Origin of the sequence: Pseudoalteromonas sp. 1CM17D (assembly GCF_023161805.1) — a bacterium.
Taxonomy (GTDB): Bacteria; Pseudomonadota; Gammaproteobacteria; order Enterobacterales; family Alteromonadaceae; genus Pseudoalteromonas; species Pseudoalteromonas atlantica.
In genome coordinates this window covers 150,908-176,713 of sequence record NZ_JALNTP010000004.1, presented here as the reverse complement: position 1 = coordinate 176,713, position 25,806 = coordinate 150,908, and the positions used below count along the sequence as shown (strand labels likewise).

19 protein-coding genes are annotated in these 25,806 nt (G+C 42.2%); 10 read left to right on the top strand and 9 right to left on the bottom strand.

The window, feature by feature from the left end; translation table 11 throughout:
- Nucleotides 1-249 precede the first annotated feature (249 nt).
- The 3 genes from polA to MSC25_RS09545 all read left to right on the top strand — a co-directional run bounded on the left by polA (nt 250) and on the right by MSC25_RS09545 (nt 4,791).
- Nucleotides 250-2,979 carry a DNA polymerase I gene (gene polA / locus MSC25_RS09555; RefSeq protein ID WP_029773397.1) on the top strand — a complete coding sequence of 910 codons (2,730 nt, stop codon included), beginning with the start codon at nt 250-252 and terminating at the stop codon, nt 2,977-2,979.
- A 709-nt stretch (nt 2,980-3,688) separates the two neighbouring features.
- Entirely contained in the window at nt 3,689-4,276 is a 588-nt protein-coding gene (locus MSC25_RS09550) for a YceI family protein (protein ID WP_248443260.1), read from the top strand.
- A complete protein-coding gene (locus tag MSC25_RS09545; RefSeq protein WP_248443259.1) occupies nt 4,273-4,791 on the top strand; it encodes a DUF1285 domain-containing protein in 519 nt (172 codons plus the stop codon). Before MSC25_RS09550 ends, MSC25_RS09545 begins: the two co-directional genes overlap by 4 nt.
- Nucleotides 4,792-4,801: 10 nt before the next feature.
- Here the strand turns inward: MSC25_RS09545 and yihA are convergent, their stop codons facing one another.
- Complete coding sequence (gene yihA, locus MSC25_RS09540) at nt 4,802-5,461, bottom strand: ribosome biogenesis GTP-binding protein YihA/YsxC (protein WP_248443258.1); 660 nt, start codon at nt 5,459-5,461, stop codon at nt 4,802-4,804.
- A 280-nt stretch (nt 5,462-5,741) separates the two neighbouring features.
- Between yihA and MSC25_RS09535 the strand changes: the two genes are divergently transcribed.
- The 3 genes from MSC25_RS09535 (at nt 5,742) to MSC25_RS09525 (ending at nt 8,237) form a co-directional block, all read left to right on the top strand.
- Nucleotides 5,742-6,374: a c-type cytochrome gene (locus MSC25_RS09535; RefSeq protein WP_004589311.1), complete on the top strand. Its 633-nt coding sequence runs from the start codon at nt 5,742-5,744 to the stop codon at nt 6,372-6,374.
- A gap of 741 nt (nt 6,375-7,115) precedes the next feature.
- Nucleotides 7,116-7,709 carry a Der GTPase-activating protein YihI gene (gene yihI, locus MSC25_RS09530; RefSeq protein WP_054982946.1) on the top strand — a complete coding sequence of 198 codons (594 nt, stop codon included), beginning with the start codon at nt 7,116-7,118 and terminating at the stop codon, nt 7,707-7,709.
- 12 nt (nt 7,710-7,721) lie between these two features.
- A complete protein-coding gene (locus MSC25_RS09525; RefSeq protein WP_004589313.1) occupies nt 7,722-8,237 on the top strand; it encodes a DUF2489 domain-containing protein in 516 nt (171 codons plus the stop codon).
- A gap of 107 nt (nt 8,238-8,344) precedes the next feature.
- Here MSC25_RS09525 and hemN read toward each other — a convergent pair whose 3' ends face one another.
- The gene (gene hemN / locus MSC25_RS09520; protein ID WP_248443257.1) at nt 8,345-9,718 is read right to left on the bottom strand and encodes an oxygen-independent coproporphyrinogen III oxidase; all 1,374 of its coding nucleotides are present in this window, start codon (nt 9,716-9,718) and stop codon (nt 8,345-8,347) included.
- A 112-nt stretch (nt 9,719-9,830) separates the two neighbouring features.
- Nucleotides 9,831-10,364, bottom strand: a complete 534-nt coding sequence (yjgA, locus tag MSC25_RS09515; RefSeq protein ID WP_004589315.1) for a ribosome biogenesis factor YjgA — start codon at nt 10,362-10,364, stop codon at nt 9,831-9,833.
- Between the two features lie 144 nt (nt 10,365-10,508).
- On the opposite strand from yjgA, the gene pmbA reads away from it, so the two are divergent.
- The 3 genes from pmbA to MSC25_RS09500 all read left to right on the top strand — a co-directional run bounded on the left by pmbA (nt 10,509) and on the right by MSC25_RS09500 (nt 14,802).
- On the top strand, nt 10,509-11,858 hold the full coding sequence (gene pmbA, locus MSC25_RS09510; RefSeq protein ID WP_004589316.1) for a metalloprotease PmbA: 1,350 nt from the start codon (nt 10,509-10,511) through the stop codon (nt 11,856-11,858).
- Between the two features lie 117 nt (nt 11,859-11,975).
- The gene (locus MSC25_RS09505) at nt 11,976-12,476 is read left to right on the top strand and encodes a DUF721 domain-containing protein (RefSeq protein ID WP_248443256.1); all 501 of its coding nucleotides are present in this window, start codon (nt 11,976-11,978) and stop codon (nt 12,474-12,476) included.
- Between the two features lie 250 nt (nt 12,477-12,726).
- Complete coding sequence (locus MSC25_RS09500; protein ID WP_248443255.1) at nt 12,727-14,802, top strand: M13-type metalloendopeptidase; 2,076 nt, start codon at nt 12,727-12,729, stop codon at nt 14,800-14,802.
- A gap of 154 nt (nt 14,803-14,956) precedes the next feature.
- On the opposite strand, the gene MSC25_RS09495 is transcribed toward MSC25_RS09500, so the two are convergent.
- From MSC25_RS09495 to MSC25_RS09480, 4 genes are all read right to left on the bottom strand, one after another.
- Nucleotides 14,957-16,024: a phosphotransferase gene (locus tag MSC25_RS09495; RefSeq protein ID WP_248443254.1), complete on the bottom strand. Its 1,068-nt coding sequence runs from the start codon at nt 16,022-16,024 to the stop codon at nt 14,957-14,959.
- Nucleotides 16,025-16,029: 5 nt separating this feature from the next.
- Nucleotides 16,030-16,428, bottom strand: a complete 399-nt coding sequence (gene mutT, locus MSC25_RS09490; protein WP_004589320.1) for an 8-oxo-dGTP diphosphatase MutT — start codon at nt 16,426-16,428, stop codon at nt 16,030-16,032.
- A 60-nt stretch (nt 16,429-16,488) separates the two neighbouring features.
- Nucleotides 16,489-19,197, bottom strand: a complete 2,709-nt coding sequence (gene secA / locus MSC25_RS09485; RefSeq protein WP_064386276.1) for a preprotein translocase subunit SecA — start codon at nt 19,195-19,197, stop codon at nt 16,489-16,491.
- A gap of 431 nt (nt 19,198-19,628) precedes the next feature.
- Nucleotides 19,629-21,656 carry a methyl-accepting chemotaxis protein gene (locus tag MSC25_RS09480; protein ID WP_029773386.1) on the bottom strand — a complete coding sequence of 676 codons (2,028 nt, stop codon included), beginning with the start codon at nt 21,654-21,656 and terminating at the stop codon, nt 19,629-19,631.
- A gap of 116 nt (nt 21,657-21,772) precedes the next feature.
- Between MSC25_RS09480 and MSC25_RS09475 the strand changes: the two genes are divergently transcribed.
- Nucleotides 21,773-22,543, top strand: coding sequence for an NADP-binding protein (locus tag MSC25_RS09475; RefSeq protein WP_029773385.1), 771 nt, complete (start codon nt 21,773-21,775; stop codon nt 22,541-22,543).
- Here MSC25_RS09475 and hutH read toward each other — a convergent pair.
- On the bottom strand, nt 22,521-24,074 hold the full coding sequence (hutH, locus tag MSC25_RS09470; protein WP_248443253.1) for a histidine ammonia-lyase: 1,554 nt from the start codon (nt 24,072-24,074) through the stop codon (nt 22,521-22,523). The genes MSC25_RS09475 and hutH overlap by 23 nt on opposite strands.
- Nucleotides 24,075-24,076: 2 nt before the next feature.
- Nucleotides 24,077-25,750 (bottom strand): urocanate hydratase, encoded by a 1,674-nt coding sequence (hutU, locus tag MSC25_RS09465; protein WP_024032171.1) that lies wholly within the window; start codon nt 25,748-25,750, stop codon nt 24,077-24,079.
- Nucleotides 25,751-25,806: the final 56 nt, after the last annotated feature.

Here is a 25,806-nt window from a genome sequence, read left to right as displayed (position 1 = left end):
ACATTGGTTTTAAAATAATAAAAAAAGAACCTCGTATTATCTTTTTTAAACAAAACAAGCAGTTATTTATTTTTCTAAGCATTTTATTATGCATTGGAGGAATAGCTCGTGGCTGTTATCTACAAAGTTATCCACAGGTTGCTCCGCAATAATTATGGCTACTAAGCGTAATTCACTGTCGTTTTATTCACAACCTTATGGCATGCTTGTAATAATATTACTTTTTTGTATTTAGGATCCAAATTCACCATGGCTCAGATCCCCGAAAACCCGCTAATTTTAGTTGATGGCTCTTCATATTTATTTCGTGCTTATCATTCTCCACCGCATTTAACCAACTCTAAAGGTGAAGCAACTGGCGCTATTTATGGCGTGGTAAACATGCTTAAAAGTTTGATCAAACAATATGATCCGAGCCACATGGTGGTGGTGTTTGATGCCAAAGGCAAAACGTTCAGAAACGATATGTATAGCGAGTATAAAGCTAACCGTCCGCCTATGCCTGACGATTTACGAACGCAAATAGCGCCACTGCACAGTATTATTAAAGCGATGGGCTTTCCGCTAATTAGTATTGAAGGGGTTGAAGCCGACGATGTTATTGGTACGTTTTCGCGAATAGCAACTGAGCAAAAGCGCCATGTATTGGTTTCTACAGGCGATAAAGACATGGCTCAGCTAGTTAACGAGCATGTTACGCTAATAAATACCATGACCGACAGCATTTCAGATCCTCAAACCGTTGTTGAAAAATTTGGTGTGGGTCCTGAGCTAATCATCGACTATTTAGCGCTAATGGGTGATAAGGTTGACAACATCCCAGGTGTTGAAGGCTGTGGACCTAAAACAGCTGTTAAATGGCTACAAAAATATGGATCGCTTCAAGGTGTAATTGATAATGCCGGCGATATTAAAGGCAAGATTGGTGAGAAGCTTGCAAACGCCCTTGATCATTTACCACTTAGTTATGAGCTTGCCACCATTAAATGTGATGTTGAGGTAGAGTCAGACCTAGATACCTTTAAAGTACAAGAGCCAAATAAAGATGAGCTTATTGCACTGTATGGTGAGTGTGAGTTCCGTCGCTGGTTAGCTGAGCTGCTTGATAATCCAAAAGATGCAGAAAAAGCGCTCCCTACTGAGGCAAATGAACTGCCAAAAGTAGAAGACGCTCATTACGAAACTATCTTAACCGAATCACAATTTGATACGCTTATTGAGCAGCTAAATAGCGCTGAGTTATTTGCCTTTGATACCGAAACAACCAGCCTTGATTACATGCAAGCGCAGTTAGTAGGTATGAGCTTTGCTGTAAAAGCAGGCGAAGCTGCTTACTTACCAATTGCACACGATTACCCGGGTGCACCAGAGCAATTAAGCCTTGAATATGTAATGCAAAAGCTTGGGCCAATCCTCGCCGATGCTAACAAAGCTAAAGTAGGGCAAAACCTAAAATACGACAAGAGCGTACTGGCTAATGCAGGCTATGAGCTCAATGGCATTAAGTTTGATACTATGCTTGAGTCGTACGTATTTAATAGCGTGGGCACTCGCCATGACATGGATTCATTAGCGCTTAAATACTTAGGCCATAAAAACATTAGCTTTGAAGATATAGCCGGCAAAGGGAAAAAGCAGCTTACCTTTAATCAAATTGAGCTTGAGCAAGCTGCGCCTTATGCAGCAGAAGATGCCGATATTACACTGCGTTTACACCAAGTACTTTGGCCAAAATTAGAAGCTGATGAGAAGTTAAAGTCAGTATTTGAAACAATAGAAATGCCATTAGTGAATGTTATTTCTGATATTGAACGCACCGGCGTAGCAATTGATAGCAACATGCTGGCGGCGCACAGCCAGCGTTTAGGCGAGCGTTTACTTGAACTTGAAAAAGAAGCGTTTGAGATAGCTGGCGAACCATTTAACCTAAGCTCGCCAAAGCAGCTGCAAGTACTTTTATTTGAAAAACTTGAGCTGCCAGTCATTAAAAAAACACCTAAAGGTGCACCTTCAACGGCTGAAGAAGTGCTACAAGAACTTGCCCATGACTACCCACTACCTAAGGTGATTATTGAGCACCGTGGTTTATCTAAGCTTAAATCAACCTACACTGATAAATTACCATTGATGGTTAATGAGAAAACACAGCGCGTGCATACTTCTTATCATCAAGCTGTTACGGCCACAGGGCGTTTGAGTTCTACCGATCCTAACTTACAAAATATCCCTATTCGTTCTGAAGAAGGACGTCGTATACGTGAGGCATTTGTAGCGGCACAAGGCTATAAAATTGTGGCTGCCGATTACAGTCAAATTGAGCTGCGTATTATGGCGCATTTATCGCAAGACAAAGGGCTACTAAATGCCTTTGCTAATGGGTTAGATGTGCACAGTGCAACCGCTGCTGAGGTATTTGGGGTTGAGCTAGAGGATGTAACCACAGATATGCGCCGTAAAGCTAAAGCAGTAAACTTTGGGTTAATTTACGGCATGTCAGCCTTTGGTTTAGCGCGTCAGCTTGATGTACCACGCCACGAAGCGCAGCACTACATAGATAAATACTTTGAGCGCTTCCCTGGGGTACTTGAGTACATGGAAACAACCCGCGAAAAAGCGGCCGAGAACGGGTACGTAGAAACTATTTTTGGGCGTCGTTTACACTTACCCGAAATTAATGCACGTAATGGAGCTCGCCGTAAAGGCGCCGAACGCGCAGCAATCAATGCACCAATGCAAGGTACAGCCGCTGATATTATTAAAAAAGCAATGCTGAGCGTGCATAGCTGGGTTAATCAACAAGCTCCCAATACCATTAAGTTACTTATGCAAGTACATGATGAATTGGTGTTTGAGATTAAAACCGATTGTGCGCAAGCATACACAAAGCAGATTTGTGAGCTAATGTCGCAAGCGGCTAGCTTAGATGTTCCTTTAATTGTAGAAGCTGACGAAGGTGAAAACTGGGAACAAGCCCACTAACCTAAAACATGCTTATATTTTAAAGCGCCGCAAGGCGCTTTTTTATTGCCTCTAAATAACTCACTCAATTAAGCGAATCGATATAAGTATTTCTACGCGTAAACAAAGTTTAGTTAAAAGTAGGTTAATTTAAGCAACTATTTGTATTAAATAGTTATATGTTCGTCAATTCGAACTATTTTGGCGGAATATCATTGTATTTTTATGCGCGCTTTTGCTAAAGTGCGCGCGTCCTCATCCTGTAGGACATCCTGTTGATGATGCATCTGAAAAGGTGCAACAAATTGATAGCTTCTCCCCAGTTTGCTATATCGGCCTGCTTGTTTTAAGCAGGCTGCTTTTTCTTCCTCATTAGATTGCCCTTTAAAGCTAAATAGCACCGCTAAGCGCTTTTTTACTATTCACACTTTATGCTCATTTATGTTTATTATTTTTTGTGCCATACCTTGCGCGCCCTCAAACGGGTATATGTATAAAGCAGTTATAAAGCAAACGTAGGCAAGTAAAGCTATCTCACGCAATGATTAGCGTGGATGTAGCGGTATGGCCCTAAAAAGCATCAGTTATAGGCTGCTATATCGTTATTAATTTTTTAATAACAGTACGGGCTAAGTAATTTAGCGCCGTCTTTAATTTGAGGTGGTTTGCCCCTATTTCAGGTGATAGTATCGAAAGCGCTATTATTCTCATTTTATTTTAGGAGTGCGTTATGTTTAAAACGTTAGCCATTATCGGTTTATCGTTATCAAGTGTTGCTTTGTCTAATGCCGCTCATGCAGATTGGCAGCTAGTCAATGACAAGAGCCAATTAAGTTTTGTTTCTATCAAAAAAGACTCGATTGCTGAGGCACATCATTTTACTAACCTAGAAGGAACACTTTCAGACAGTGGTGCTTTTAGTGTAAATATAGACTTAACCTCTGCAGAAACACTGATCCCTATTCGCAATGAACGTTTAACTCAATTTGTATTTGAAGCGGCTAAGTTTCCTCATGCAGTTTTAACCGCGGATTTAAAAAAGCAATTAAGTAATATTAAAAAGCCGGGCCAGCATGTATTAAAAGAGGTTAATGCACAGCTTGATTTTCATGGTAATAAAAAGCCATTAAAAATAAATGTACTTGTTAGCAGTGCCGAAAATGGCGATTTAAGCGTGTCGTCGTTTACGCCTGTGATTGTAAATAGCCAAGACTTTGGTGTGACCGAAGGCGTTAAAAAGCTACAGCAATTAGCTGGTTTACCTGCAGTTGCTACAGCCGTACCAGTTACTTTTGCGCTAACACTTAAAAAACAGTGATCTCGTTAACGGCGCTTAGTAAGCAATTAAGCGAGCCTAGCAAACCGTTTGATAGTTGGCAGCCTACCCAGTGTGGTGAGCTGCCGATTATGATTAACGAGCAAGGGCAGTGGTTTTACGATGGCAGCGAAATTACTCGCCCTGCGATGGTAAAACTGTTTGCCAGTGTTTTATGCAAAGAAGGTGAGCAGTTTTATTTAAAAACACCCATCGAAAAAATAGCGATAGAGGTGCAAGATGCGCCTTTCGTTATCGTAAGCTGGCATATTGAGAGCACAGCGCAAGGGCAGGTTATGTGTTGTGTAGATAATTTAGCACGGCAATGGTTAATCAGTGCTGAGCAGCCTCTTTATATAAAAAACTATAAAAATGCAGCGGTGCCTTATTTGCAATTACCTTATGGGTGTAGCGCGCGGGTATCACGAAGTGTGTTTTATCAGTGGGCTGAAATAGCCGACGCTGATGAGCGCGGCTATTTTATAAAATCAGCAGGGGGAAAGTTTTATCTTTCATAGGTGCTTATTTTTAAGCGTCTGAGCTGTTTTCATCGCTTTGCGGCGGTGCAACAGCCACAATTGGCCCTAAATACCACTCATCTAGCTTTTTAGCGACTTCTGGTAAACCTGTTCCCTTAAGTGATGAAAAAGCGTGTACAGTGATGTCACCGTCTAGTTCACTTAATTCGCGGCGTACTTGCAGTACTTGTGCTTTACGCGCACCTTGCTTGAGCTTATCGGCTTTAGTTAAAAGCGCCAATACCGGGATTTCGCTGCCAATAGCCCAGTTAATTAAATCTTTGTCTAAATCTTTTAATGGGTGGCGAATATCCATTAATATAACAATACCTTTTAAACTTTGACGTTTTTGTAGGTACTCACCCAGTGACTTTTGCCACTTCTTTTTCATTTCAATAGGTACTTTAGCAAAACCATAACCGGGTAAGTCGATTAAGCGCATATCGTCTACTTCACCTAACTCAAAGGTGTTGATTAACTGCGTACGACCTGGCGTTTTACTGGTACGAGCAAGTTTTTGATCTGTCAGTGCATTAAGAGCACTTGACTTACCTGCATTAGAGCGACCTGCAAACGCGACTTCAATTCCCGTATCAGCAGGTAATTTAGTGATGTCTGGCGCGCTTGTTACAAAAGACGCAGTATTATATTTGATACGAGATTTGAGCACAGGCTCTCCTAAAAACGTAAAAGTTAATCTTATTGAGCTAAATTCACTCAGGGCGCGTATTTTATACTATAAAGGATGTATTAAAAAGCGTATTTAAACACCTAAAAACTCTATAAATGGCACTATTAAAGCTGCTTAAAGGTTAATCTAGGTCAAAACCCTATAAATTATAAGCTTAATATGAGTAGAAAACGTGCCAGAGAATTTTTTATCGTGTAGAATACATGAATTACAACATCCATATTGTAGATGATACAGGGTCGGAAACAGAGAATTCACCATGAAAAAAATAGCACTATCTTTAACAATATTGCTTGGTGCGTTGTCAGCAAGCAACGCAACAGCATTTGATGGCGATGTAAACGCAGGTAAAGAAAAATCAGCAACGTGTGCGGCTTGTCACGGCCCAGACGGTAATGCACCGGTTAATATTTACCCTAAACTTGCAGGCCAGCACCCAGATTACATCCTTAAACAACTTAAGGATTTAAAATTAGGTATGACTTCAGGCGGTAAAGAAGGCCGTATGGATCCTGTAATGAGCGCGATGGCTATGCCACTTAGCGAACAAGACATGAAAGACCTATCTGCTTATTTTTCTTCATTGAACATGACTGAAGGCGCCACCCCTAAAGACGTGGTTGAAGTTGGTCAAATGCTTTACAAAGCAGGCGATGCTGAACGTGGTATTCCGGCTTGTGCGGCGTGTCATGGTCCGCGAGGCAATGGTTCGTCTCTTGCTAAGTTTCCTAAAATTTCTTTTCAGCACCCAGAGTACATTAAAGCTCAGCTAGAGAAGTTTCGTGATGGAACCCGTAAAAACGACCATAACGGTATGATGCAAGATATAGCGAAAAAGCTAACTGATAAAGATATTGAAGTACTATCTCAATACTTAGGTGGCTTACACTAAAGTCGTATTTATCTAGTATTAGCTAGTGTAATACTATGTAATATGATTAAAAAGCAGCTTACGCTGCTTTTTTTGTGTCCACATTTTAACGATATCACCCTTTAGTTTGTGAGACATTTGCCATGCTATTTTGTAAGAAATAACTTATTTTAAAAATATTTTTACAGTTAAATTTATGTTTATTATAAGTTTTTTGTTTTTTATATGTGCTCTATGTAAGAAAAATTATATAAACCAGTTGTAACAAAGATATTAACGGGTAAATTAACCACTGTCGCAAAACAACAATAACAACATGGATTATGCTAAAGGAAAATGGCGCGACACGACTGAATAGCACATTGAAGGTGCTACAAAAGGAAATAACAAGAAAGCGTCAGGATGACCGTAAATAATAAAATCTCAAGGAAGTTTAATAATAAAAACAAAATGGAATGTAACAAGGAAGGTTAAAATAATAACAATACGGACTGATAATAATAAAAATAATAAAGACTAAAAAAAGTCGAAGGGAGAAGTGTCCAGATAATGGCGCTCAGATTAGTAGGCGGTAGAGATGTTTTCTCTACCGCCTTTTTATTTGTCCTGTTACAATACCCACCGTTTAGCAATAAGCTAATGCGCTAATTCAACGAGCAACCCAAGCTTTAATGCGCAAATCGAATTCTTCTGGCTAGGCCAGCACTGCGATGCTCATGTTATGTGCCTCGCTCAAAACCTCTTAAGTGAGATGATCAAGATATGAGTAGAAAGAAAAAATCACGCAAAATTCCTTCAAACGGCCCTGTTCGTTTAAGCCAAGATAAGCTTAAAGAAATGCGTGCGTTAAAAGAGCAACGAGTTAAAAAGCCAAAGGGCGCTAAGCCTGGTTCTCGTAATGCACCTGAGCTATTAGATAGCGATACTAAAAAAGCAAACTCAGCGCCAAAAGATAAGCGCGTCGGCAGTAAAAAAGCCGTGCCTTTAGTGGCTAGTGCACCACAGCCGCAAGTAGAAATGAAGCGTAACTTAAAGCCAACAGTTGAGCTTAAAAAGGTTACAGAGCCAGAGCTTACGCCTGAGCAAGAGCTAGAAGCGCTTGAAAACGATGAGCGTTTACTTAAGCTCGTTGAGCGCCATGAGCAAGGTGAAATGCTGACGGGTAAAGATGCGAAGTACTTTAATAGCCGTATTGCTCGCCACCAAGTACTTTGTAAGTTACTAGGTATCGAAGATGAAGACGAGTTTGAAGATGATTTTGAAGATAACTTCGAAAGCGACGGTAACTCAGATTTCGATAAGTACCTTTCAGATGATTTAGCCAATGAGTGGCTAGATGATGATGACGACAAATAGTAAGGGCGCTTAATGAGTACCGCAGTGATTGTAGCCTTGTTTGTAGGTGCTGTTATTATTGCTGGCTTAGCATTTTATGCAGGTCAGTTGCTCTATAAGCTTAACGCGCAAAAAAAGTTAATTGCGCAAAAGCAAGCTGAGCAACAGCAAAAGCTTAAGCAGTCGCGCTTAAAGCGTAACGCTAAACTTGCAGATAGCATCCATCTTATTGCTCGTGCAATGGCTGAAGAGCAATGTGAGTACTCTGAAGGCTGTTTACGAATTTGGGTTTTAATGTCTCAGTACGCTTTTGAAGATGAGCGAGATTTAACGCTAGCGTACCCAGGCATTTATAAAATGTATAACGTTGTGAAAGAAATGCCGACTCACGATGCACGCAAAAAATACTCTAAAAAAGAGATTTTTAAGCAAGATACAGCACGTTGGCGAGCTGAAGAAAACTTTAGTGATGAGATTAAAGCCGATTGCGACAAAATCATTGTTGAGTTTAAAGCTGCGCCGGGCAGCGAAAACATCGTGTTTAATTAACCCCTATAGAAAATACAAAAAGCAGACTCAGGTCTGCTTTTTTTATGCCTGCTTATCGACACGTTTTTACTACCTCAAACGTGATAAGCGAATTGGAATAGCACTAATTAAATCACACGTGAGAAACGGGTTTTACTTATTTGCTTTTGTAAGTGAGCATCAAAGCACATACATATAATACGAATAAATAGATTTCCGCGAGGCGTGACGCGTATTACCTTATCGTTTATATGCACCATGTCATCGTCTATTAAAGGCTTTAGCGCTAACAGCGCATCCGCAAAATACTCATTAAAATGTATAGAATGCTTTTTCGAAAATGCGTGCGTGTCTAATTCAAACTGGCAAATAAGTGATTTAATAGCCTCCGCGCGTATTACATCATCGTGCGTTAAATGCATTCCTTTATGTATAGCACTGCCGGCTTGCGTTTCAATTGCGTGATAATAATGCTTAAGCACTTTTTGGTTTTGTAAAATGGCCGTGCCAATTTGCGAAATAGACGAGACCCCTAAACCTAATAAGTCGCAATTACCGTGAGTGGTATAGCCCTGAAAGTTGCGATGTAGCTGCCCTTTATTTTGCGCGACTGCAAGTTCGTTGTCGGCTTTTGCAAAATGATCCATACCAATAAACTGATAGCCTGCAAAGGTCATTTGCGCCAAGGTGTTTTTAAGCATGGTTAGCTTGTCGTGGGCACTGGGTAAGTCAGCCTCTTTTATTTTACGTTGCGCTGCAAAGTGCTCTGGTAAATGTGCGTAATTAAATACAGAGACTCTATCTGGGTTTAAGGCAATTAGTTGCGCTATTGTTTTTTCAAAGCTGTGGGGTGTTTGTTTAGGTAGGCCATAAATCATATCTGCATTTATAGACTTAAAGCCAAGCTCGCGGGCTTGGGTTATCAGTGCTTTAACGGTATCTACTTGCTGCGTGCGGTTAACCGCTTGCTGTACCTCATCGTTAAAATCTTGAATACCAAAGGATACGCGGTTAAAGCCTAAAACCCGTAAGTGTATAAGCATATATTTAGTAAGGGAGCGTGGGTCTATTTCAATGCCTCGCTCAGTGTTGCGGGTAAAGTGAAAGTGCTGCTCTAATAAGTTAATTAAGCGCGTCATTTGCTTTACAGTTAAAAAGGTTGGCGTACCACCCCCTAAATGTAATTGCTCCACTGTGTAGTGTTTAAATAAAGGGGCATGCGCTGCTATTTCTTTTGTTAAATAATCTAAATATACATCGGCTTTAGACTGATGGCGTGTGATCACCTTGTTACATCCGCAGTAATAGCAAAGCTCACTGCAAAATGGGATATGAATATATAAAGAAAGTGAGCGACTAGAGGATGATTTTATAGCGCTAACAAGGTCTTGTTGCTGATACCCCTCGCTTAAAGATAAAGCGGTAGGGTAGGAGGTATAGCGTGGCCCTGACACGTTATACTTATTTATAAGAGTTTGATCCCATTTTGGAAGCTTTATCATCACGCGCACCTTATGTATTAATGAGGTGTTGAGTATAAAAAGCTTTTAAGGGAGGGGTTTTGATCTACAACAAAAAAGGTGCCTAAGCACCTTTTTAAAATAGTATTTTTTGTTAATACGTTATGTTGTGGGCATCTTTTAAGTATTGAAACAATTCTTTATAGCCCTTGCCTGGCTTTTCAGCTTTAACTTCTTTAGCGGCGTTGCGTACCAATTGGCGCATTTTTTGGCGCTCAAGGGTTGGGTATTGCTCAATAGTTTCGTTAATTAAATCATCGCCTTGCTCAATTAAGTCGGTACGTAATTGCTCAATTTTTTTAATTAAAACCTCAGCTTGGTTATTTTTATTAAGCATTACATCAATAATGGCTTTAATTTCTTCAACGTTTTCTACTGTGCGTAGCGTTTTAGCAATGTAATTTAAGTGGCGGCGGTACGCATCGCTCTTATTACTGATTTTATCAGCAACTACCATGGCTGCTTTCAAATCGTCATTGAGTGGTAAGCGTTCGCGTTGCTTTTTCCCCATTTTAGCAATTTCAGAACCTAACTGATGAAACTCTTGCGCGTCGCGCTTTAGTTCACTTTTTGATACGTAAATAATTTCTTCTTCAATTTCAGCAGGCTTGCCTTTTTTCTTCGCCATGGGGTGCTCTTAAGTAAAAATAACTTTTGCCATTATACGCGATTCTTTTAGTGATTAATATTAGCTGATGTGGTGCAGTGAGTGTGTTAGCATTTAAAGATAAGAAATGCGTGCAATATTGCCTTAAGGCTCAGGACTTAATTTATGAAAAGCCAACAACACGATCCAATTTATTCTCAAATCTCTCAAGTAAAAGATGCCGTAGCTGAAGTGCTCGAGCATGCTAAAAAATTGGGTGCCACTGCCGCAGAAGCTGCTATGTCTAGCACATCGGGTTTATCGGTAAGCACACGCATGGGTGAAGTAGAAACCATAGAGTTTAACCAAGATGGTGGTTTAGGTATCAGTGTTTATGTAGGGAATAATAAAGGCTCGGCGTCTACTGCTGATCTAAACCCAAAAACACTGCGCACGGTAGTAGAAAAAGCCATTGATATTGCCAAATTTACCTCAGACGACCCTTTTAATGGTATTGCCGATAAAGAATTGCTCGAGTTTGCCCCTAAGGACCTTGATTTATATCATCCGTGGGATGTAAGCCCTGAGCAAGGTATTGAGCTATGTCACGCTGCAGAGCAAGCCGCTTTAAATGCTGATGAGCGTATTGTTAATTCAGATGGTGCAAGTTTTTCATCGCACCAAGGCTTACGTGTGTATGGTAATAGCCATGGTTTAATTGCTGGTTTTCCACGTACGCGCCACAGCATTAGCACTATGGTAATAGGCAAAGAAGGCGAGCACATGCAGCGCGACTCTGCTTATACTGTTGCTCGCGATCAGGGCGGACTTAACGACGCCGCTGCGGTAGGCCTAGAAGCCGCCACCGAAACTCTGGCTAAACTAAATAGCCAAAAGCTGGGTACTATGAAAGTCCCTGTTATTTTTAGAGCCGATATTGCCAACTCATTGTTTGGCCATTTAGTGTCGGCAATTGGCGGCGGGGCGCTTTATCGTAAATCGAGCTTTTTACTCGACAGCCTAGGCACCCAGGTATTTAGTAAGAACGTTAATATTGCTGAGCGTCCTCATATATTAAAAGGATTAGCGTCGTCGCCTTTTGATAGCGAAGGGGTAAAAACGATTGACCGTGAAATTATTCAAGGCGGTGAGCTGCAAACCTACTTATTAGCAAGTTATGCAGCGCGTAAACTAAATATGGCTCCAACAGGCCATGCAGGCGGTATTCATAACTGGTTAGTTGAGCAAACGCACAACGATTTATCGGCTTTATTAAAAACCATGGGAACAGGCTTATTAGTTACCGAGCTGATGGGGCAAGGCGTAAACACCGTTACGGGTGACTACTCGCGTGGAGCAGCTGGTTTTTGGGTAGAAAACGGTGAAATTCAGTACCCTGTTAGTGAAATTACCATTGCCGGAAATTTAAAAGACATGTTTAAAGGTATTTCGGCCATAGGGGGCGATATTGAGCGCAGAGGCGGCATTCAAACCGGCTCAGTACTTATAGAGCAAATGCAAATAGCAGGCGCTTAATAGCAATTAGCAATAATACTTAATTAAGCGAATTGGTATAATATAAAAGCACATATTAAAGCCGAGCATTTAAACGCTTGGCTTAAACGTGCTTTATTTAAATTTTTGAGGTGTTGAATGGCTAAAGATAGGTACGCACCAAAACCCCTGACTGACATTATGGCAGGCCTTAATAATCGCTTATCGGCTTATGCAGGTAAAAGCCAAGCGCTTGATAAGCAACAGGTGTTGCTTAAAGAGTTTTTAGGCCCAAAGCTTGCTGAAAAATGCCGTGTGAGTAATTACCGCGATGGCACGTTGATGATTGAAGCTGTATCGGCGGCAATTGCCCTTAAACTTAATTATTTAAAAATGGATATGCAGTCGCATTTTAGAGCGGGAGGCATGGCAGAGCTCGGACAAATTAAAATTGTTGCAAACCCTCAAGCAACAGCGCGCTTAAGCCCAACTGCAGATAAACCCGGCCCCGCAGGTAAACCCGGCCCCGCAGGTAAAGCACCTGGCAATTCAAGAAAAATGAGCCAGCAAACTTCAGATTACCTTAATGCCATTGCCGCATCAGCGCCCCCTTCGCTGAAAGAAAAGCTAGAGCGCCTTGCTCGCCATGGTAAAAAATAACTCCCAAAAGCGCGATTATGGTTGTTGGTAGGGCTATTTTGTTACCTCGTCTCATAGAAAATACTTTGTTACATATTCTATTTTATTGTTTCTTTAATGGGGTTTATCATACAAACTCGGCGTGTTGTTTTAACCGCCTAAATATTAATTTCATTAAGTGAAAGCATCACAGGGCGCTTTTATTTTTTCTCTGGCATGCAATAGTTTAATGAAATAGATATTTTATTCTTTACTAACAAACGGAATAATTATGAAAAAAGTAACTATTACCGCTGCAAGTATCGCACTTGCACTGGGCCTAGTAGGTTGCGGTGAAAAACAACAAGAAACGCAAGTAGCCGACACCGCTGCCGTTACAGCACCGGCAGAAAAAACGCTTGAGCTAGGTGTAAACCTTGACAATATGGATGAGTCGGTTCGTGCACAAGATGACTTTTATTACCATGTAAATGGACAGTGGCTTGCAAAAACAGAGATCCCTGGCGATAAGTCGAACTACGGCTCGTTTACACAATTATACGACGAGTCGCAAAAAGCGATGAAAACAGCGCTTGAAAGTGCCGCTAATAATAGCAGTGCTAAAAAAGGCAGCGATGAGTACAAAATTGGTGCTTTTTACAAAAGCTACATGGATAAAGACACACGTGATGAGTTAGGTATTACACCTTTACAACCTTCACTTAATACCATTGATAGCCTAGATTCAAAAGCTGACCTTGCTCCTTTAATGGCTAAAATTCAGCAGCAAGGTGCGAGCTTACCATTTGGCTGGTTTGTAAATAACGACGCTAAAAATTCAAGTGAATACGCGTTGTACTTATCGCAATCTGGACTTGGCTTACCTGATCGTGACTATTACTTAAAAGATGATGAAAAATTTACTAAAATTCGCGCATCTTACGAGCAATACATAACCGATATTTTAGCTAAATCTGGCGTTGAAAATGCCGCTGATGCCGCGAAAAGCGTTATCGCATTTGAAAGCGCTTTAGCTGAGGCGCAATGGAGTAGAGTACAAAGCCGTGATGCAACTAAGTCATACAATAAAATGACCGTAGCTGAGGCAAATAAGCTAACAGGCGACTTTGATTTAGCTGCGTTTTTCAAAAGTGCTGGGGTAGATACCTCAGACATTATTGTACGTCAGCCAAGCTACTTAGAAGGGTTTGCTGATGTGTACAAAGAAACAGATTTAGCAACGTGGAAAAACTACTTAAAGTTTCATTTTGTAAGTGGTTACGCGCAGTTACTGAGCACTGACTTGGTTGATCTTAAATTTGATTTTTACAGCACCACATTACGCGGCGTAAAAGAGCAAGCGCCACTTTGGAAAAAAGCGGTTGATGCATCTAACAGCGTACTTGGCGAAATTTTAGGTAAAGTATACGTAAAAGATAACTTCCCGCCTGAAGCAAAAGCACGTATGGAAGAGCTGGTAGATAACGTTATTAAAGGTTACGGCGTTGCTATTGAAAACCTGGAGTGGATGAGCCCTGAAACCAAGCTTGCAGCCCAAGAAAAGCTAAACAAATTTACCCCAAAAATTGGCTACCCAGATAAGTGGAAAGACTACTCACAGCTGAGCATTAACCCTGATGAATTAGTGGGTAACTACATACGTTACAGTCAGTGGGCTTATAGCGACATGATTGCTAAATTAGGCAAGCCAGTGGACCGCTCTGAGTGGCATATGACGCCACAAACAGTGAATGCTTACTACAATCCAGTAAATAACGAAATTGTATTCCCAGCTGCTATTTTACAGCCACCGTTCTTTAATTTAGAAGCCGATGACGCTGTAAACTACGGTGCAATTGGCGCAGTAATTGGCCATGAGCTAGGTCACGGTTTTGACGACCAAGGTGCTAAATACGATGGTGACGGTAACTTACGTAACTGGTGGAGTGAGTCTGATCTTAAACAGTTTGAAGAGCGTACCGGTGCGTTAGTAGCGCAATACAACGAATATAAACCGTTTGAAGATGCGGGTGTTAACGGCGAGCTTACCCTTGGCGAAAACATTGGCGACCTAGGTGGTTTAACGGTGGCTTATAAGGCGTATCAATTATCGTTAGGTGAGAACAAAGCGCCTGTTATTGATGGCTACACCGGCGATCAACGTTTCTTTATGGGTTGGTCACAAATTTGGCGTCGTAAGTACCGCGATGAAGAGCTACGTAACCGCTTAATGACAGACCCGCATTCACCAAGTCACTACCGTGTTATCGGTATCTTGTCGAACATGCCTGAGTTTTACCAAGCGTTTGACGTAAAAGAAGGCGACAAAATGTATATCAAACCAGAAGACCGCGTAAAAATTTGGTAATTGATAGCCTGTTAGTTAACTTGAATCTGGTTAAGAGATAAATTAGCCAGCATTTAGGTTGATAAATAAAAGCCAGTAAGTGTTTAGCTTGCTGGCTTTTTTATATTTAAATACTGAGTACTAATACCAATGCGCAATAATACTTAATTTAGGGCTACTGCATGAGTGTTTTATGCATCCAGCTTTGATTGCTTAAAATATTTTTATACAAAGCCAGCTGGTTTTGCGCACGTTCTAAATTATGTTCTGCATGGGTGGTTTTAAAGTACACGTCGTTATTTAAGTAATCAGTTAAAAACCGCACACTGAGCATTAGCGGCATAACTTTAGCGCCAAGTAGCAAACTTGCTTGCTCTTTGTTGCTAATAGCCGATTTAAGGGGGGCAAGGTAGCCTTTAACAAGCGCTGTAAATACCTCTTTGCGAATAACCACTTTATCAAGATTAATTGAATCTTCTGCCTCAGCGCAGCAAAATGTGCGCACCATGTCTCCAAAGTCATACAATAAAAAGCCTGCCATACACGTATCTAAATCGATAACTGCTTTAGCTTTATATGTATTGCTGCAATACAGCATATTATTTATTTTAGTGTCGTTGTGGCACACCCGGGTGGGCAAATCGGCTGTTACGTCAGCGAGCTCTTTTACTAAATGCTGTTGTGCAATGCAGTAGTCAATGTCGTTTTTACACTGCTGCAGCCGCTCTTTAGTGGCGGTGCTAATAGCTGTATTAAGCTGCTCAAAGCGCATAGCTAAGTTATGAAAGTCAGTAATAACAGGGTAGAGGCTTGATGCGTTAAAATCGAGCAAGGCACGTGTAAAGGTGCCAAATGCAAATGCGGCTTGCTGTGCGTGATGGGGCTCTGTAACCACATCTTCACTAACACTATGGCTAATAAAATTAAGCACGCGATAGTACGCGTTGTTAATTGTAATAAGGTATTCACCTTGGCAAGTACTTATATGCTTAACAATGTCGAGCGGGTAAGTATTTGCTTGTTGTTTAGCGCTTAGGTGCTGCTCAATTAACTGGGCGTTATTGACCAGTTGTGCTGGGTTTTTAAATACATGGGTATTGAGCTTTTGAACAACAAATTGCTGCGCAGCATTAGTTAACAGCCACGTGGTGTTTATATGTCCACTGCCTAAAGAGCTCACCTGAGTAAGCTCAGGGTTTAGCGCTAATAGCTCACTTAATTTATTTTGTATTGCTGTATTCATGTGCTTTAGGCGTATCGCGCTTGTATTTTTTCGATAATCTCGGCGTTAGCAGCAGGGAACTCATAGTTACTAAGCTCATTAATAGCGACCCATTCACTTGGTTGCCCTTCGGCGCCATGTGCTTCACCGCTAAAGTTACTCACAACGTGAATATCAAGTTTTACACATTTATCGCCATAGTCATGTTCAATCACCATCAGTTGGCTAGAGCTATGAATAGTAATGCCAACTTCTTCACTTAGCTCACGCTTAAGTGCAGCAAATACGCTCTCGCCAGCTTCTACTTTCCCGCCTGGAAATTCCCATAAGCCACCTTGATGTTGCTCATCAGCGCGCTTGCAGATAAAGATGGCGTTATTTTTTTTTATTACGCCTACCGCTACATTTACAATTTTTGTTGTCATGTTTTTTCTCCATAAAAAAAGCGACGCTAGCGTCGCTTTTTAATTACATACAATGCGTCGTTACTTTAATTTACCACAACATTGCTTAAACTTTTGTCCTGAGCCACACGGACACGGATCGTTACGGCCAACTTTAGGCGCTGTTCTTGCCATTACAGTTGCGCTTTGAGGTGCTTCACCGCCTACATGTTCAGCTTCTTCGTGTTGGTACTCGCGAGGGGCATTTTCACTTTTACGGTGTTGCTCTTCTACTTTTTCAACATCTTCTTCGGCACGAACTTGTACTTTACTTAAAATGCCCACTACATCAACTTTTAAGTTTTCAAGCATTTCGGTGAATAGCTCAAACGACTCGCGCTTGTATTCTTGCTTAGGATTCTTTTGTGCATAGCCACGTAAGTGAATACCTTGGCGTAAATGATCCATTGCAGCAAGGTGATCTTTCCAGTGCTGATCAAGACTTTGAAGCATAATCGCTTTTTCAAACTGACGTAGTACAGAGTCGCCAACTTGCTCTTCTTTTTGCTTGTAAGCTTGCTCAACCGCTTGCTCAATACGCTCACGAAGTTTTTCTTCGTATAGTTTATTGTCATCAGCTAACCACTGCGTGATAGGTAGCTCAATCAGGAAGTCTTGTTTTAAGCGCTCTTCAAGGCCTGGGATATCCCACATTTCAGCAAGACTTTGTGGTGCAATGTATTGATCAATAACACCGGCAAGTACATCACCACGGATTGCTGTAATGGTTTCTGAAATATCGCCTTCTTCAAGCAGTTCGTTACGTTGAGAGTAAACAACACGACGTTGATCGTTTGCTACATCATCGTACTCAAGTAATTGTTTACGTACATCAAAGTTACGTGCTTCTACTTTACGCTGAGCGTTTTCAATTGCACGGTTAACCCAAGGGTGCTCAATGGCTTCGCCGCGTTGCATGCCTAGTTTACGCATCATGTTAGTCATGCGCTCGCCGGCAAATATACGCATTAGCGCATCATCCATCGATAAGTAAAAACGGCTAGAGCCGGCATCACCCTGACGACCAGCACGGCCACGTAATTGGTTATCTATACGGCGCGATTCATGACGCTCAGTACCAATAATGTGTAAACCGCCAGCGTCAATTACTGCATCGTGGCGAATCTTCCACGCCGCTTTAATTTCAGCAATTTGCTCATCTGTTGGGTTTTCTAGTTTTTCAACTTCGCTGTTCCAGTTACCACCAAGCACAATATCGGTACCACGACCGGCCATGTTGGTTGCAATTGTTACAGTACCTGGTAAGCCTGCATCCGATACGATGTCAGCTTCTTGCGCGTGGAATTTAGCATTAAGTACGTTGTGCTTAATTTTTTCTTTGCGTAAAAACTGCGATAAATACTCAGAGCTTTCAATCGAAATAGTACCTACAAGCACAGGCTGTCCGCGCTCTTGGCAATCTTTAATATCGGCTAAAATAGCTTCGTATTTTTCTTCTTGTGTTAGGTAAACTAAATCGGCGCGATCATCACGGATCATCGGCTTATTAGTTGGCATAACAACCGTGTCTAGGCCGTAAATAGATTGAAACTCAAATGCCTCAGTATCGGCTGTACCTGTCATACCGGCTAAGGTTTCGTATAAACGGAAGTAGTTTTGGAAGGTGATTGAAGCCAGCGTTTGGTTTTCGTTTTGAATTTTTACGCCTTCTTTAGCTTCAACAGCTTGGTGTAAACCTTCAGACCAACGACGACCTTCCATTGAGCGCCCTGTGTGCTCATCGATAATGATAACTTCGTTTTCTTTAACAACGTAATCAACATCTTTTTGATAAAGCTTGTGGGCACGAAGTGCGGCATACACATGGCTCAGTAAGGTAATGCTACCGGCTGAGTAAAGCGAGTCGCCTTCTTCAATCAAGCCACGTTCAGTTAATAAGTCTTCAACTTTAATTTGACCGCGCTCAGTTAAATGAACTTGCTTAGACTTTTCGTCGATTGTGTAATCGCCATCACCTTCAATGCCTTCTTCGTCTTCTTTTTCTTGAAGCTCTAAAAGCGGCACAATTTTATTGATTTCGATGTATAGCTCAGAGCTATCTTCAGCTGGGCCTGAGATAATAAGTGGTGTACGCGCTTCATCAATTAAGATTGAATCCACTTCATCCACTACCGCATAAAACAGTGGGCGTTGTACACGCTCATCAATGCTAAATGCCATGTTGTCACGTAGGTAGTCAAAACCAAATTCGTTATTAGTACCGTATGTAATATCGGCACTGTAAGCTTGTTTTTTCTGTTGTGGCATCATGCCTGGTACGTTACAGCCCACAGTAAGGCCTAAGAACTCAAATAACTCGCGGTTTGTTTCAGCATCACGTTTAGCAAGGTAGTCGTTCACGGTAATTACGTGCACGCCTTTGCCTGTTAAGCCATTTAAGTAGGCTGGAAGTGTGGCTGTGAGGGTTTTACCTTCACCGGTGCGCATTTCTGCAATACGACCTTGATGTAAAACCATGCCGCCTAATAGCTGTACGTCAAAGTGACGCATGCCATTTACACGCTTTGACGCTTCGCGTACCACAGCAAATGCTTCAGGTAGAATGTCGTCAAGGCTTTGTCCGTTATCGTAACGTTCTCTAAACTCAGCTGTCTTAGCTCTTAAATCTTCATCAGAAAGCGCTTCTAATTGCGTTTCTAGCGCATTAATTAGCGCGACCGTCTTTCTTAGGTTTTTAATAGTGCGGTCATTGCGACTACCAAAAATCTTGGTAAATAAATTAGATATCATGATAAAACCGTTACAATGTATTCTTTGTTAACCGAGTGTCGGCTAACCCATTTTTTACAATTGGTAATTAATATGTACTTTTACATAACCTGTAGAACATATTAATTAGCAATTTTGTATTAAAGAGCCTCAAAGCACTGTTTAATACGTGTGCTACTATACCAGACTCTGCCAAACAACAAACTATCTCAACTAAAAGATGTGTATTAAAAACAGAAAAATTTGATCTGATGCGTAAAAACCACTTTAACTGATTTAATTACGCTAAAAAATAGCAGCAAGTTGTGAAGATATGGTGTTAAAAAATTTAAAAACAAGAGTGCTAGGGCATGCAGGCCTTGGGTGATTGAAATTCATTCAATCTACAAAGCTCAACACACCCTAGGTGGGTTAATTTATACTTAGTTACCCACCTTATTACGCTGTGCTTTTTAAAGTTTAAACTGATTAACCGTTTTGTTTAAGGCAACAGCAAGATCGCTTAAATCGCGCGCTTCATCTGCTAAAATGTGTGCGTGATCAGCTGTGCTGTTTACTAAGCCATTAATTGCTGCAAGGCTGGTATTAATATCCTCTGCGACAACGGTTTGTTGCTCGGTTGAAGTGGCAATTTGGTGGCTTTGGTCTTGCACTTTAGTTACCGACTGAGCAATGTTTTGTAATGAACTTAGTACTTCTTTTGTTTGCGATACTGAGCCTTCAGTTTGCTCTTGCCCTTGTAGCATCATTACCGACGCTTGTTGGGCAATTTGCTGTAAGCGAGAAATCATATTACGAATATCGTCTGTTGATTCTTGCGTACGGCTTGCCAGTGAACGTACTTCATCAGCAACTACCGCAAAACCACGGCCATGCTCACCTGCACGCGCAGCTTCAATGGCGGCATTTAGAGCAAGTAAGTTGGTTTGATCGGCAATGGAGTTAATTACATCCACCAATGCACCAATGTTATTACTTTCTTGCTCAAGCCCTGCTACCACTTTAGACGCTTCACCTATGTGTAGCGCAAGTTCGGTCATCACACGTTGTGCTTGAGTTGAGCGGTCAGCCCCTTCGGCAGTAATAGCTTGTACTTCTTCGGCGGCGCTGTTGGTATGCTGTGCGTTACGCGATATTTCAAGTACAGTGCTGGCCATTTCGGTCACGGCGGCACTTACGCTGTCTACTTGTTGTTTTTCTTGCTGTATTTCGGTGTTGGTTTGAGCAGATACGTTTTTAAGTTGCGCTGCGGCATTGGTTAACTGCTCAGCTTGTGCGGCTGTTTCTAACATCATGGCGCGTAGCTTATCAATAAATGTATTCATGTGATTGGCAAGCTGGCCGACCTCATCCTGGCTGGTAATATTAATCTTTTGGGTTAAATCGCCTTCGCCCGATGCAATATCACGCATTATATTAGTTAAAGTGGTAATAGGCTGCGAGATCATGTGGGTTGCCCATAATATCATTGCTAAAATGATCACTAAAATAATCACCACTGCGGTGGTTGTGGTGGTAACCGCCTCATTAACGGGGGCTTCAATCATGCTGGTTGGGATCAGTATACCTACATACCAATCTAGATAAGGTTGCTCTAGTTGTAAGCGATGATACACCACATAATACTCTTCTCCTTTTAAGGTCACCAATTGGCTGCCTTCGAGGTTATTACGCATTTGTGCATTAAGCTCTGTAAAGCCTGAAGTATTATTAAACTGGCTTTCAAGGCCATCTAGCCCTTCTTTACCTTTAGGGCCTTCGTCGGTGTTAGACAGCTTATGGCCGGTAGCATTTGAAAAGTGTACAACCTTTTGATTGCCATCAAGTAAAAAGCCATAGCCTTGACCGTTAAAGCGAATACCTTCAACCATATCGTTGATTTTATTAAGCTGTAAATCAACGCCGCCCATACCAATAAGTTTACGCTGTGCGTTGTATACCGGCTGTTGTACAACTGCTGAGGCAACCCCAGTGGTTAAATCGACCGATATAGGGCCTACGTAAAGTTTATTAATTTGCAGGGCTTCTTGCCACCAACCACGTTTATAGGCGTAGTAAGGTTGGCCATTGTAATGGCTGGTACGCTCGTTTTCTTTAAAGTATTCACCAGTGGTTGCTGATGCGAAAAACGCCGACAGTACATTTTCGTCATTTGAGCTAATGCGTACAAAATCTTGATTAACTTCGTTGTAGCCGGGGGCGTTTTTAATCGGCTGGTCGCGAGTATCCCAATTTTCAAAAAAATTAACTAAATGCGGGTTATTAACAAACGTAGAAACCAGCTTGCCATACTTTGCAAAGTAGCTTTGCATTGAAAGTTGTTCGCTTTGTAGGTAGCTTTGAGCTTCGCGCTCAATGTTTACTCTGGAAAGGTTAGCGATGTGATTTACAAAAAATGTTGAAGCAATAATTAGCAAAATGGTGATGGTGCCACCAATCAATAATAATATTTTCTTCCGTAATGATAAATTATTTAGCATAAGTGCACGTATTATTGTTTTTTAGTAGGTTATATCTAATCATATCTTACTTTAAATCTCTATGAAGTTAGATAAAAAGCACTAATTATGCGTTTAAAATGAAGGGTTATGCAAAAATGGAAACAAAAGCTAATAAATTAGTAGTATTAGGCGCTGGCTGGTTGGGTCATACTTTGTGCCTACAAGCTAAACAGGCGGGTTGGCAGGTACAAGGTACGCATAGAAGTGATCAGCACACAGACGATTTTCAGCGTCAATTTGTACTGATTGATGGGCAACTAATACACCAAATAGATTTACACGATGCTTACTGGGTGTGTGCAATCCCCCCACGAAGCAGACACAGCGAAAGTAACTACCCAGAAACACTAAGCGCTGCACTTTCACTTTCTAAACAATTAAATGCAAAGGGCTTTATTTTGTGCTCATCTACCGGTGTGTACGACCAAGAGCCAGGTGTTTACACTGAAAGCAGTGAAATAAGTTGTACTAATGAGCGACAAATAAAACTATACGATGGCGAAGAAAAGGTGCTTGAGCAAGATGGTAAAGTACTGCGTTTAGCAGGGTTATTAGGACCTAACCGCGAGCCAGGGCGCTTTGTTGCTGGGAAAGAATTAAATTCATCGAGCCAGCAGGTGGTTAATATGGTGCATCAACAAGATGTGATAAACGCCATTTTTGCGGTAATAGAAAACTATAATTCGGGGCAAAATATTTATAACGTGGTAAATCCATCGCACCCAACTAAAGCGAATTATTATGCACAAAAGTGTGCAGAGCATGGCGGCGAAATGCCAACTTTTACCAGTAATGAAAGTGCTGAGCGCAAAGTACTTGGCTCAGCAATTGAGGCGTTAGGTTTTAGCTATCAGCATGGAATTTAAAATGCGATGGTAGTGGGTTGTGGTGAATAAAGTCGCACAATGCCCCTTGTGCTAAAAGCGTATTGGTTGCCTCTATATCGGGGGCAAAGTAGCGGTCTTTATCGTAGTAACTTACATGCTCGCGCAGCAGAGCTTTTGCTTTTTCTACTTGCGGTGAAGGTTTTAGTGGGGCTCTAAACTCAAGCCCTTGAGCAGCTCCAAGCCATTCAATTGCTAATACCCCGCGGGTGTTATTGGCCATTTCCTTTAAGCGCCTTGCTGCAAAGGTTGCCATAGAGACATGATCTTCTTGATTTGCTGATGTTGGCAAGCTGTCTACCGAGGCGGGGTGCGCAAGCGATTTGTTCTCGGAGGCAAGCGCAGCCGCGGTTACTTGGGCAATCATAAAACCTGAGTTAACTCCGCCGTTTTCAACTAAAAAAGGTGGCAGTGTAGAGAGGTTTGAATCAATAAGTAGCGCGATTCTTCGCTCTGCCAGCGCGCCTATTTCGGCAATCGCAATGGCTAAGTTATCAGCTGCCATAGCAACGGGCTCTGCATGAAAGTTACCACCGGATATAATATCGCCCACATCGGCAAATACTAGTGGGTTGTCGGTAACGCCGTTTGATTCACAAAACAACACATCTGCGGCGTGGCGAATTTGTGTTAAACACGCGCCGAGTACCTGAGGTTGGCAGCGAAGGCAGTAAGGGTCTTGCACTTTCTCGCAGTTTACGTGAGATTGGCTAATTTGTGATTCAGTACTAAGTAGCTCTCTAAATACACTGGCCGTATCAATTTGCCCGCGTTGCCCCCGTATTTCGTGAATGCGTGCATCAAAGGGCGCACGGCTACCCATTGCGGCTTCTATGCTAATAGAGCCTATAACACAGCTTTGTGCATATAAATCTTCTGCTGTGAAAAGCCCTTGTAACGCAAACGCGGTAGAGGCTTGTGTACCATTTAACAGTGCCAGCCCTTCTTTTGCGCCTAATGTAAGAGGTGAAAGATTGGCAATTTTTAACCCTTGAGCAGCACTTATAATTTCACCTTTGTGGCGCATTTTGCCTTCACCTAATAGTGGAAGGCACATATGAGCAAGAGGCGCTAAATCGCCCGAAGCACCCACAGACCCTTTTTGTGGTACGCACGGGTACACTTCACTGCACAGTAGTTGCATAAAAAATGCGATCACCTCTAGGCGTATCCCTGAGTAGCCCCGAGACAAAGAGTTTACTTTTAAAGTCATCATTAGTCTTACAGTGCTGTCGTCCATGAGCTCCCCAATACCGGCAGCATGCGAAAGCACAATACTGCGCTGCAGTAGCTCAAGCTCGTTATCAGCTATTTTTGTATTGGCTAATAAGCCAAAGCCGGTGTTAATACCGTACACCGTTTGGCGTTTGTTTATTACGTTTTGAACAGTTTGTGCGCTGGCCGCTATTTGTGTACTGGCGCCATCGACTAAGTTAAGTGTGACAGCTGAGTCATTAATTTTTCTTAGGGTGCTTAAGTCTAACTGCCCTGGTGTGAGAGTGTGTGAAATCATGACTATTCCTTGTTTAGCATAGGGAGATCTAGGTGGTGCTCTTGCGCGCAATTTTTTGCAATATCGTAGCCTGCATCAGCATGGCGCATAACGCCGGTAGCAGGGTCGTTCCAAAGCACACGAGCTATGCGTTGCGCAGCTTGTTCACTACCATCTGCAACAATAACCACGCCTGCGTGCTGGCTAAAGCCCATGCCAACTCCGCCGCCATGGTGCAGCGACACCCACGTTGCGCCACCCGCAGTATTAAGCAAAGCATTAAGTAACGGCCAATCAGAAACGGCGTCTGAACCATCTTGCATACTTTCGGTTTCGCGGTTGGGGCTTGCTACAGAGCCAGAGTCGAGATGATCGCGACCAATTACAACCGGCGCTTTAAGCTCGCCATTTTTAACCATGTCGTTAAAGGCCAGTGCAAGGCGAGCCCGGTTTTTTAAACCAACCCAGCATATACGCGCTGGCAACCCCTGAAATTGAATGCGCTCACGCGCCATATCAAGCCAGTTATGTAAGTGGGTATCTTCTGCGATAAGCTCTTTCACTTTTGCATCGGTTTTATAAATGTCTTCGGGGTCGCCTGAAAGCGCAACCCATCTAAATGGGCCAATTCCTTCACAAAATAACGGACGGATATAAGCAGGCACAAAGCCCGGAAAATCAAACGCGTTGGTAACGCCTTCTTCAAATGCCATTTGGCGAATGTTATTGCCATAGTCGGTAGTGGCAGCACCGGCTTTTTGAAGTGCTAGCATGGCGTTTACTTGCACTGCCATAGATTGCTTAGCGGCTTTAACCACTGCCTGTGGGTTTTGTTCACGCATTTTTGCTGCGTGTTGCATGCTCCAACCTTGCGGTAGGTAGCCGTTGAGTGGGTCGTGCGCTGAGGTTTGGTCGGTCACTATATCAGGGGTAATATTGCTGTTTGCCAGTGCAGTAAAAATATCGGCAGCATTACCTAATAAGCCTACCGATAATGCCTTACCTTTAATGCAAGCATCGGTAACTAGCTCAAGCGCGTGCTCAAGTGTCGTGGCTTTTACATCAACGTAGCCGGTTTTAATTCGAAAATCGATACGGGTTTCGTCGCATTCCACAACTAATGCGCTAAAGCCTGCCATCGTCGCGGCGAGTGGTTGTGCGCCTCCCATACCGCCAAGGCCTGCTGTTAAAACCCATTTACCTTTTGCATTACCGCCAAAGTGTTGTTTTGCCATTGCTACAAAGGTTTCGTAAGTGCCTTGCACTATGCCTTGTGAGCCAATATAAATCCAAGAGCCCGCGGTCATTTGCCCATACATCATTAAGCCTTTTTTATCTAGCTCATTAAAGTGCTCCCAGTTTGCCCAATGTGGCACCAGGTTAGAATTAGCAATGAGAACGCGCGGCGCGTTTTCGTGGGTTTTAAATACGCCCACGGGCTTACCCGATTGCACAAGCAGGGTTTCGTCGTTTTCGAGCCTATCAAGGGTTTCAATTATTTTATCAAAGCTTGGCCAGTCTCTTGCTGCACGGCCAATACCGCCATATACCACTAACGCGTGAGGGTGCTCTGCCACATCAGGGTCTAAATTGTTCATTAACATGCGTTTAGCGGCTTCGGTTTGCCAACTTTTAGCGCTAATTTTATCGCCATGAGGCGCGCGGATTTCTCGGTGTGTGTCGAGCCGGTTGTTCATGAATTTCTCCTGTTGTATATACAAGATGGTCAGCTACAAAAAAACGCCCTTGCGCG

What these genes read in the sequence shown, in the direction of transcription:
- hutU (WP_024032171.1), bottom strand. Translation starts at nt 25,750, where the DNA reads ATGAACAACCGGCTCGACACACACCGAGAAATCCGCGCGCCTCATGGC.
- MSC25_RS09525 (WP_004589313.1), top strand. Translation starts at nt 7,722, where the DNA reads ATGAGTACCGCAGTGATTGTAGCCTTGTTTGTAGGTGCTGTTATTATT.
- MSC25_RS09495 (WP_248443254.1), bottom strand. Translation starts at nt 16,024, where the DNA reads ATGAATACAGCAATACAAAATAAATTAAGTGAGCTATTAGCGCTAAAC.
- yihI (WP_054982946.1), top strand. Translation starts at nt 7,116, where the DNA reads ATGAGTAGAAAGAAAAAATCACGCAAAATTCCTTCAAACGGCCCTGTT.
- pmbA (WP_004589316.1), top strand. Translation starts at nt 10,509, where the DNA reads ATGAAAAGCCAACAACACGATCCAATTTATTCTCAAATCTCTCAAGTA.
- hemN (WP_248443257.1), bottom strand. Translation starts at nt 9,718, where the DNA reads ATGATAAAGCTTCCAAAATGGGATCAAACTCTTATAAATAAGTATAAC.
- MSC25_RS09480 (WP_029773386.1), bottom strand. Translation starts at nt 21,656, where the DNA reads ATGCTAAATAATTTATCATTACGGAAGAAAATATTATTATTGATTGGT.
- MSC25_RS09505 (WP_248443256.1), top strand. Translation starts at nt 11,976, where the DNA reads ATGGCTAAAGATAGGTACGCACCAAAACCCCTGACTGACATTATGGCA.
- MSC25_RS09500 (WP_248443255.1), top strand. Translation starts at nt 12,727, where the DNA reads ATGAAAAAAGTAACTATTACCGCTGCAAGTATCGCACTTGCACTGGGC.
- secA (WP_064386276.1), bottom strand. Translation starts at nt 19,197, where the DNA reads ATGATATCTAATTTATTTACCAAGATTTTTGGTAGTCGCAATGACCGC.
- hutH (WP_248443253.1), bottom strand. Translation starts at nt 24,074, where the DNA reads ATGATTTCACACACTCTCACACCAGGGCAGTTAGACTTAAGCACCCTA.
- yjgA (WP_004589315.1), bottom strand. Translation starts at nt 10,364, where the DNA reads ATGGCGAAGAAAAAAGGCAAGCCTGCTGAAATTGAAGAAGAAATTATT.
- polA (WP_029773397.1), top strand. Translation starts at nt 250, where the DNA reads ATGGCTCAGATCCCCGAAAACCCGCTAATTTTAGTTGATGGCTCTTCA.
- MSC25_RS09475 (WP_029773385.1), top strand. Translation starts at nt 21,773, where the DNA reads ATGGAAACAAAAGCTAATAAATTAGTAGTATTAGGCGCTGGCTGGTTG.
- MSC25_RS09535 (WP_004589311.1), top strand. Translation starts at nt 5,742, where the DNA reads ATGAAAAAAATAGCACTATCTTTAACAATATTGCTTGGTGCGTTGTCA.
- MSC25_RS09550 (WP_248443260.1), top strand. Translation starts at nt 3,689, where the DNA reads ATGTTTAAAACGTTAGCCATTATCGGTTTATCGTTATCAAGTGTTGCT.
- mutT (WP_004589320.1), bottom strand. Translation starts at nt 16,428, where the DNA reads ATGACAACAAAAATTGTAAATGTAGCGGTAGGCGTAATAAAAAAAAAT.